Source organism: Streptomyces sp. NPDC002537, from assembly GCF_053594975.1.
This window is the reverse complement of the sequence record NZ_JBSFWT010000030.1, coordinates 68,883-77,814: the sequence shown is the minus strand read 5'-3', so window position 1 is coordinate 77,814 and position 8,932 is coordinate 68,883. Positions and strand designations below refer to the sequence as shown.

At 71.5% G+C, this 8,932-nt stretch carries 9 protein-coding genes; 3 read left to right on the top strand and 6 right to left on the bottom strand.

The features are described from left to right. Positions 1 to 111: 111 nt before the first annotated feature. Positions 112 to 897, bottom strand: coding sequence for a glucosamine-6-phosphate deaminase (nagB, locus tag ACWD4A_RS16295; protein WP_451194305.1), 786 nt, complete (start codon positions 895 to 897; stop codon positions 112 to 114). 135 nt (positions 898 to 1,032) lie between these two features. On the opposite strand from nagB, the gene ACWD4A_RS16290 reads away from it, so the two are divergent. Then, positions 1,033 to 2,082, top strand: coding sequence for an SIS domain-containing protein (locus tag ACWD4A_RS16290; RefSeq protein WP_451194303.1), 1,050 nt, complete (start codon positions 1,033 to 1,035; stop codon positions 2,080 to 2,082). 234 nt (positions 2,083 to 2,316) lie between these two features. Here the strand turns inward: ACWD4A_RS16290 and ACWD4A_RS16285 are convergent, their stop codons facing one another. After that, positions 2,317 to 3,069, bottom strand: a complete 753-nt coding sequence (locus ACWD4A_RS16285) for an SDR family NAD(P)-dependent oxidoreductase (RefSeq protein WP_451194301.1) — start codon at positions 3,067 to 3,069, stop codon at positions 2,317 to 2,319. Positions 3,070 to 3,530: 461 nt separating this feature from the next. Here ACWD4A_RS16285 and ACWD4A_RS16280 point away from each other — a divergent pair, with 461 nt between their 5' ends. Then, complete coding sequence (locus ACWD4A_RS16280; RefSeq protein WP_451194311.1) at positions 3,531 to 5,000, top strand: sensor histidine kinase; 1,470 nt, start codon at positions 3,531 to 3,533, stop codon at positions 4,998 to 5,000. A gap of 234 nt (positions 5,001 to 5,234) precedes the next feature. On the opposite strand, the gene ACWD4A_RS16275 is transcribed toward ACWD4A_RS16280, so the two are convergent. Beyond that, entirely contained in the window at positions 5,235 to 5,492 is a 258-nt protein-coding gene (locus tag ACWD4A_RS16275; protein ID WP_004937597.1) for a WhiB family transcriptional regulator, read from the bottom strand. A gap of 319 nt (positions 5,493 to 5,811) precedes the next feature. Continuing rightward, complete coding sequence (locus ACWD4A_RS16270) at positions 5,812 to 6,777, bottom strand: diacylglycerol/lipid kinase family protein (protein WP_451194299.1); 966 nt, start codon at positions 6,775 to 6,777, stop codon at positions 5,812 to 5,814. 124 nt (positions 6,778 to 6,901) lie between these two features. Between ACWD4A_RS16270 and ACWD4A_RS16265 the strand changes: the two genes are divergently transcribed. Then, on the top strand, positions 6,902 to 7,411 hold the full coding sequence (locus ACWD4A_RS16265; protein WP_451194297.1) for a hypothetical protein: 510 nt from the start codon (positions 6,902 to 6,904) through the stop codon (positions 7,409 to 7,411). 60 nt (positions 7,412 to 7,471) lie between these two features. Here the strand turns inward: ACWD4A_RS16265 and ACWD4A_RS16260 are convergent, their stop codons facing one another. Together ACWD4A_RS16260 and ACWD4A_RS16255 are read right to left on the bottom strand one after the other, a co-directional pair. Beyond that, a complete protein-coding gene (locus tag ACWD4A_RS16260; RefSeq protein WP_451194295.1) occupies positions 7,472 to 8,407 on the bottom strand; it encodes an RNA polymerase sigma factor SigF in 936 nt (311 codons plus the stop codon). 16 nt (positions 8,408 to 8,423) lie between these two features. Next, positions 8,424 to 8,837, bottom strand: a complete 414-nt coding sequence (locus ACWD4A_RS16255; protein ID WP_116213824.1) for an ATP-binding protein — start codon at positions 8,835 to 8,837, stop codon at positions 8,424 to 8,426. Between the last annotated feature and the right edge of the window lie 95 nt (positions 8,838 to 8,932).

Below are 8,932 nucleotides of genomic sequence, written 5' to 3'. Positions count from 1 at the left end.
TTTTGTGTTGTGTTGTGCCGAGGGCGCCGGCCAATTCCCGCGCGGGGGGCGTTTGAGGACGCGGCCGTAGGCCGCTCCCGCCGAAGGCGGCAACGGCGGGGTGCCCAGGGGCTACAGGCCCTGCCAGGTCGGCTTGTTGGTGTACGTGTGGCGGAAGTAGTCCGCCAGCTTCAGCTTGGAGGCCGCGGCCTCGTCGACGACGACGGTGGCATGCGGGTGGAGCTGCAGCGCGGAGGCCGGGACCAGCGCGGAGACCGGGCCCTCGACGGTCGCGGCGACGGCGTCGGCCTTGCCCTCGCCGGTGGCCAGCAGCACCAGGTGGCGGGCCTCCAGGATGGTGCCGATGCCCTGGGTGATGACGTGGTGGGGCACCTGGTCGATGTCGCCGTCGAAGAACCGTGCGTTGTCGACGCGGGTCTGCTCGGTCAGCGTCTTGATCCGGGTACGGGAGGCGAGCGAGGAGCACGGCTCGTTGAAGCCGATGTGCCCGTCGGTGCCGATGCCGAGCAGCTGGAGGTCCACGCCGCCGGCCTCGGGCAGCGCCCGGTCGTACGCCTCGCAGGCCGCCTGGACGTCCTCGGCGGAGCCGTCCGGGCCCATGAAGGAGTCCTCGGTCAGCCCGAGCGGCCGCACGACCTCGCGCAGCACCACCGAGCGGTAGGACTCCGGGTGGTCGGCGGGCAGGCCGACGTACTCGTCGAGCTGGCAGACGCGGGCGCGCGAGGCGTCCACGGCACCCGCGCGGACCTTGGCCGTCAGCGCCTCGTAGATGGGCAGCGGGGTGGAGCCGGTGGCCACGCCCAGCAGGGCGTCCGGCTTGCGACGCAGGAGTTCCGCCATGGCCTCCGCGATGAGCTCGCCGCCTGCCTTGGCGTCCGGGACGATGACAACTTCCACGCTGGGCCTGCCGATCTGGAGAGTGGACCTGGGGAAACTGGTGGTATAGACCAATCTAACAGAGGTGGGACGGTCCGGGTGGCGGCCCGGCGGGCAGCCGTGGTCGACTGGAGGGGCGGCCACCCGGGAGGTCCCATGACGGCGGAGCAGCCGGGCCGGATCATGTCCGGCGAGATGGCGGAGCAGCCCGCCGTGCTCCGGCGCATCCTCGACGAAGGCGCCCCGGAGATCCGCGCGACCGCGGCCCGCATCGCCGCCCGGGGCCCCCGCTTCGTACTGCTCACGGCGAGAGGCACCTCCGACAACGCAGCCCTCTATGCGAAGTACCTCGTGGAGGTGCGGCTGGGCAAGCCGTGCGGAATGACGTCCATGTCGACCACGACGGCCTACGGAGCCCGGCCCGACCTCACCGACGTACTCGCCGTCACCGTCAGCCAGTCCGGCGGCTCGCCCGACCTGGTGGCCGCCACCCGGGCGGCCCGCGAGGCGGGCGCGATCACCCTCGCGGTGACCAACACCGCCGACTCGCCGCTCGCCGCGGTCTCCGAGTACCACATCGACATCCTCGCCGGCCCGGAGCGGGCCCTTCCGGCGACCAAGACGTACACCGCCTCGCTGCTCACCCTCTATCTGTTCGTCGAGGGTCTGCACGGCGGCGACGGCGCGGCCGCGCGGGAACTGCCCGAGCTGGCCCGGCGGATCCTCGACCGGGCCCCCGAGGTCGAGCGGCTCGCCGCGCGCTACCGCTTCGCGGAGCGGATGGTCGTCACCTCGCGCGGCTTCGGCTACCCCACGGCCAGGGAGGCGGCGCTGAAGCTGATGGAGACGAGCTACATCCCCGCGCTCTCCTACTCCGGCGCCGACCTGCTGCACGGCCCGCTCGCCATGGTCGACAACATCTCGCCCGTCATCGCCGTCGTCACCGAGGGCCGAGGGGGAGCGGCACTGCAACCGGTGCTGGAACGGCTGCGCGGGCGGGGCGCGGACCTGATGGTCATCGGCGCGGAGGCGGAGGTGGCCAAGGCGTCGGCGGGCTTCACCCTGCCGACGGCGGGCGTCGCCGAGGAGGTCCAGCCGGTCCTGGAGATCCTGCCGCTCCAACTGCTGGCCCACGAGATCGCCATCGCCCGCGGCCAGGACCCGGACGCGCCCCGCGCCCTCGCGAAGGTCACGGAGACCCGCTAGGCGCGGAGCCCTTCGGGGAGCCCTTAGGGAGCCGGACCGCCCCGCCCGGCTTGCCGGGCCACCGCGGCCGTCCCGCCGTCGCCTCGGACTCCGGTCCCGGGCCGTGACCTTTCGTACCCGCGGGCCCGGCCACGGACTGCGCGGGGCCGCCGGGGTGCGGAGCCCGCCGGACGCCGGGCCGTCCGGTCCGCCGAGCGGTGGCCGTCGGGACCGGGAACCCGGCGGCCGTCGTCGTCAGAGCAGGCCGCCGCCCGTCGCGTCGAGCCACTGGCCCGTGATCCAGCGGCTGTCGTCCGAGGCGAGGAAGGCCACGATGTCGGCGATGTCCCGGGGCTCGCCCACCCGTCCGAGGGGTGACATCGCCGCGGCCTGCGCCCACGCCTCGGGGTGGCGCAGCCAGCCGGCGTTGATATCGGTGTCCACGATGCCCGGCGCGACCGCGTTGACGGTGATGCCGCGTCCGCCCAGTGCCTTGGCCAGGGTGGCGGTGAAGGCGTCGAGCGCGCCCTTGGCCATGGTGTACGGAACCAGGTCCGGCATGCGGGCGCCCCGCGTCAGCCCGGTCGACACATTGACGATGCGGCCGCCGTCGCGCAGCCGTTCCAGCCCGAGCCGGGTGACGAAGAAGGGCGCCGCGGCGTTGACCGCGAAGACCTGGTCGAAGCCCTCCCGCGTCACGGCGTCGACCGGCCCGCGCGGACCGCTGATGCCCGCGTTGTTGACCAGGACGTCCAGGCCCTCGGCGTGCTCGTCGAAGGCCGCCCAGAGGGCCTCGGCGTCGCCCTCGACACCCAGCTCCGCCCGGATGGGGAAGGCCCGGCCGCCCGCGGCCTCGATCCCCTTCACCGTCTGCAGCGCGGCGGCCTCGTCCCGCCCGTAGTGCACCGCGACCGTCGCGCCCTCGCGCGCCAGCCGCTCGGCGATCGCCCGCCCGATGCCCCGGCTGCCGCCGGTGACCAGTGCCGTCCTGCCGTTGAGCGTGCTCATGGGAGTCCCCCGATTTCGTTAACGATCACTACAGAAATAACGTAGCACGGGTTCTTTAGCGGCCGCTATAAAAAACTTCCACCGAGGTGTCGAACGGAGTGGCGGGGGATAAGCCGTAGGGGAGAGACGCGGGGGTGGAGGCGGGACGTGCCCGGACGTCACTACGGGCCGCGGCGCCTGGCCGGGACCCTCGACCCGACCGGCACCGCAGCCCGGAGCCGACATCGGCCACCGGTGGCGCGGGGTGTGCGGGCCCCGCTGGCCGGAACGGCCGACCGGAGGCCCGGGGCGCGATCAGGGCAGAGTGCGCCGGGCCTCGATCCACCCTCCTGTGCGGGGAAGGCGGAAACTTTGCTCGTTCATTGTGGACTAGACCATTCTTCACTGTCCATGGCCTTGCAGCCGACAGGTGGAACAAAATGAGGCCGCCGGGCGCGGGTAGGCTCACAGCCGTGCCCTCCATGAACGACCTCGTACGCCAGCACACCGCCCTGGACGACTCCGACCTGGAGTGGCTCCACCTGCTGGTCTCGGAGTGGCAGTTGCTCTCCGACCTGTCCTTCGCCGACCTCGTCCTGTGGGTGCCCACCCTCGACGGCACCCGCTATGTGTCCGTCGCCCAGATGCGGCCCAACACCGGCCCCACCTCCTACCAGGACGACATGGTCGGCCACCTCGTGCCGCGCGGCCGCCGCCCGATGCTCGACGCCGCGCTCGACGAGGGCCGGATCGTCCGGGAGGGCGACCCGGAATGGCGCGAGGAGGTGCCCGTCCGGGTCGAGTCCATCCCCGTGCGCCGCGAGGGCCGGGTGCTCGGGGTCATCGCCCGCAACACCAACCTCCTGACCGTACGGACGCCGAGTCGGCTGGAACTCACCTACCTCCAGAGCGCCTCGGACCTCGCCCAGATGATCGCGAACGGGACCTTCCCGTTCCCCGGTCAACAAGTCGACATGGATGCCTCGCCGCGCGCGGGTGACGGCCTGATCAGGCTCGATGCCTCCGGCATCGTCCAGTACGCCAGCCCCAACGCGCTCTCCGCGTACCACCGCCTCGGGCTCGCCGCCGACCTCGTCGGGCATCATCTGGGCGAGACCACCGCTCAGTTGGCGCCCTCGCGCGGACCCGTCGACGAGGGTCTCGCGAAACTGGCCAGCGGCTGGGCGCCGCGCGAGTTCGAGGTCGAGGGCAGCGACGGGGTCATCCAGCTCCGTGCGATCCCCCTCAAACCCAAGGGAAATCACATCGGTTCACTCGTACTGCTGCGCGACGTCACCGAACTGCGACGGCGCGAGCGCGAGTTGATCACCAAGGACGCGACCATCCGGGAGATCCACCACCGGGTGAAGAACAACCTCCAGACCGTGGCCGCCCTGCTGCGCCTCCAGGCCCGCCGGATCGGCTCCGCCGAGGGGCGCGAAGCGCTGGAGGAAGCGGTCCGCCGGGTCGGTTCGATCGCGATCGTCCACGAGACGCTGTCGCAGAACCTCGACGAGCGCGTCGAGTTCGACGAGATCGCCGACCGGGTCCTCGCCATGGTCGCCGAGATCTCCCCGGGCCGGGTCGCCGGCCGCCGCACGGGCCGCTTCGGCATCCTCGACGCGGAGGTGGCGACGCCGCTGTCGATGGTGCTGACCGAACTGCTCCAGAACGCGATGGAACACGGCTTCGGGCCGGGCGAGACGGGCACCGTCGAGGTGACCGCGGTCCGGAGCGGTACGCGGCGGGACGCGCGACTGCTGATCTCCGTCCAGGACGACGGCCGGGGCCTGCCGGAAGGCTTCGATCCGCAGCGGGCCGGAAATCTGGGCCTGCAGATCGTCCGGACACTGGTCGAGGGCGAGATGGGCGGCACGTTCGACATGCGGGCGGCCGCCGGGGGCGGCACGAAGGTGGTCCTGGACCTGCCGGTCCGGGCGCACAAGCCGTAGCTTTTGACCGCTCCCGGGTGCGGGCCGTCCGCCGCCTGCGGCGGGAGCGCCCTCCGGGCGCGTCCTCAAACTCCCCCAGCTACCGCTGGGAGGTGCCCCCAGGACGGGCTGAATTTGCGCACCCCGGCATAGGGCCTCCGGGTACGCAAAAAGCCCCGAACCAGAAGGCTCGGGGCTCAAAGCTATGCGCATCGGGGGGTACTGCGCGCTGCGGCTCGGGGGCCGAGGGGTGGGTCAGGCGGTCGCGTTGCGCGCCCGGTTGCGGGCGGCGCGGCGCTTCATGGCGCGGCGCTCGTCCTCGCTGAGGCCACCCCAGACGCCGGAGTCCTGGCCGGACTCGAGCGCCCACTGCAGGCACTGCTCCATGACGGGGCAGCGGCGGCAGACGGCCTTGGCTTCCTCGATCTGCAGCAGCGCAGGACCGGTGTTGCCGATGGGGAAGAACAGCTCGGGGTCTTCCTCGCGGCAAACGGCGTTGTGACGCCAGTCCATGGCTGCTCCATCTCCTCGTATTGCGGCTACGTTGCTTGTGAATGTGAACGCTTTCACGAATCCCCCCGCAAGGGAAGGGCTGACGCCCAGCCGGAACTGGGGTAGTCCAAAGAAAAGGGAGGGGGTTCGGGCGATACCGGGGAGCCTGGATGAGTGGCCGTCCCGATCGCCATGAAGAGACTCGCAAACCTCGGCTGCGGATACAACCCCTTCTGGAAAGTTTTTTTTGATTCCTCGGTGTCAGCTAGGTCACAGCCGTACTTCCAGGGGGTGGAACCCAGCCTAAACGTTCGACTGGAAGGACTTTGGGCCCTAGCACTCACACAATCACACGCAGTGCACGGCGAACGCCTGTGAACGTCACGCTCGTACGCAGTCCCAGGTGGTCACCGTCCATCTGGAATGGCAGTGGAACCTGCGAATGCAAGGTGAACGCGGTCTGGTCGTGCAAGGACACGGCATGTTTTCCGCGGGGTCCTCGTTCGGGCGTCGAGGTCATCAGCTGAGCGATGTGCCGACCGGCCGCCGCCGTGGACAGCTTGGTGAATCCCAGCACGTCAAGGGCGGTGTCGAAGGACGCCTGCGGCGAGGCGTAGATCGGACGGTTGCCCAGGTACGACCATGGCGCGGTGTTGCAGATTATCGACATGACGAGATTCTCGAGTGGCTCCTCGCCCGGCCGTTCGAGGGTGATCGTGCCGTGCCGGCGATTCGGTTCGCCGAGGAATTGACGCATCACCTGTCGCACATACAGAGCGTGTGTCGAACGCTTGCCACGCTCACGCTGCTGTTCCACCCGGCCCACGACGCCGGCGTCGAATCCGAAGCCGGCGCAGAAGGTGAACCAGCGGGACGGAACACCCTCGTCCACCGTGCCCGGGGTGCCCGCCGCGAGGCCGAGGCCGACCGTGCGCTCGGTGCCGTCGCGCAACGCGTCCAGGAGCGCGCCCGTGGCCTCCACCACGTCGTTGGGCAGCCCCAGCGCGCGGGCGAAGACGTTGGTCGAGCCGCCGGGCACCACGGCGAGGCGGGGCAGGCCCGGATCGGGGCCGTTGTGGAGGAGTCCGTTGACCACCTCGTTGACCGTGCCGTCACCGCCGAGCGCGACCACCAGGCCGGTGCTGCCGTCCTCCGCGGCCCGGCGGGCGAGGTCCCGGGCGTGCCCCCGGTACTCGGTGGTGGCGACCTCCAGCTTGAGGTCGCTGGCGAGCGCGTGCGTCAGGACGTCACGGGTACGGGCACTGGTGGTGGTGGCCGACGGATTGACCACAAGAAGCGCACGCATGCGCGCCAGCCTACCTACCTGTCGGTACACGACCCATCCCCGGCCCGCGATCCACTGGTGTCCCGTGGCTCACAGCCGGATCGAGCGGACCCGCCACGGAATGCGCCAGGGCTACCCTGACGGGGTGAGCAGCAAGCAGTCCGCCCCGAAGTCCGCCCGTAAGAGCTCCCGCGACGGCCGGGTGAGCCGCGCGGGCGAGCCGTCCCGCACCCCCGCGACCCCCGCCGTCGCCGGGCCCGCCGCCCCGCGGCCGGGCAGGCTGACGGGGGCCGCCGCGCTCACCGCGCTGGAGGGCGTGACGCTTCTGATCAGCGGGGTGTACCTGCTGGTCATGGGCATCGCCGGGAAGCCGCAGAGCCCCCAGCAGGCGGAGATGCTCGCGGTGACCGTGCTCGTCCTGGCCGTGCTGCCGCTGGCCGCGGCGCGGGGGCTGTGGCAGCTGAAGCGCTGGAGCCGGGGCCCCGCCATGATCACGCAGATCATGGCGCTGCCCGTCGCCTGGACGCTCGGCAACGCCGGTGGCACGCTGCTCGCGGCGGGCGTGGCACTGGCGCTGGTGGCCGTGGCCGCGCTGGTGCTGCTGGTGAACCCCACCGCGACCGAGGCCCTCGGCATCGGCCCGCGGGAGGGCTGACGCGCGGTGCCCCCAGGGGGGCACCCGCTTGCCGGACGGCGGCGGCCGCCCGCTGCTCCGCTACTCCTCGATCAGCAGCCGGTCGCGCAGCTGGGCGAGAGTGCGGGCCAGCAGCCGGGAGACGTGCATCTGGGAGATGCCGACCTCCTGCGCGATCTGCGACTGGGTCATATTGCCGAAGAACCGCAGCAGCAGGATCTTCTTCTCGCGCGGCGGCAGATCCTCCAGCAGCGGCTTGAGGGACTCGCGGTACTCGACGCCCTCAAGCGCCTCGTCCTCGGCGCCCAGGGTGTCCGCGACCGCCGGGGACTCGTCGTCCGTATCGGGGACGTCCAGGGAGAGGGTGCTGTAGGCGTTGGCGGACTCCAGCCCCTCCAGCACCTCCTCCTCGGAGATCCCCAGCTGCTCGGCGAGCTCGTGCACGGTGGGGGCGCGGCCGTGCCGCTGGGAGAGCTCCGCGGTGGCGGTGGTCAGGGCCAGCCGCAGCTCCTGGAGACGGCGCGGCACCCGGACCGCCCAGCCCTTGTCCCGGAAGTGCCGCTTGATCTCGCCCACGACCGTGGGCGTCGCATAGGTGGAGAACTCCACCCCGCGGTCGGGGTCGAACCGGTCCACGGACTTGATCAGCCCGATCGTGGCGACCTGGGTGAGGTCGTCGAGCGGCTCACCGCGGTTGCGGAACCGCCGCGCCAGGTGCTCCACCAGCGGCAGGTGCATCTGCACGAGGTGATTGCGCAGTTCGGCGCGCTCGAGCGAGCCGTCCGGCAGCGCCCGCAGCTCGATGAACAGGGCGCGGGCCCCACTGCGGTCCTGCGCGGTGGGGTGCTGATGCCACTGTTGTTGCTGGTGCTGTTCCATGTGGTCCGCCCGCTCTGGTGGGTCGCACGCCTCGCCCGGCGTCGGCGTCACCGGATCACCCGGCTCCGTCGGCAGCGGCCGGGCGGGCTGCTGCGGGATGGCCGGGGTACGCACTCCCCGCGACGATGCAGTACTCACGGAGCCCCCTCTTCCGTCACGGCTGTCCGGGGCCGGCGCCGCGCTTCTTGTGCAGGCTGATGCTGACCGTACGGTCGTCCGCGACCGTCGAGTCGACCTCACCGGCCAGGGCGGAGAGCACCGTCCAGGCGAAGGTGTCGCGCTCGGGCGCGCGGCCGTCCGTCGTGGGTGCCGAGACGGTCACCCGCAGCGCGTCGCCCACGAGGCGGAAGACGCAGCTGAGGACGGAGCCGGGTACGGCTTGTTGCAGAAGGATCGCGCACGCCTCGTCCACCGCGATGCGCAAGTCCTCGATCTCGTCGAGGGTGAAGTCCAAGCGGGCCGCGAGGCCGGCAGTCGCCGTCCGCAGCACCGACAGGTAGGCACCCGCAGCGGGCAGCCGGACTTCCACGAAGTCCTGGGTCCCGGGCTCGCCTGCGATCTGGGACACCCTCACCTCCAAGGTGGCACAAGCTTCTTGAGCTGTTACGAGCACCGGCCCCGCGTTCCCGCCCTTCGGGCGAAGGGTTTTGCGCGGCCCGGTGC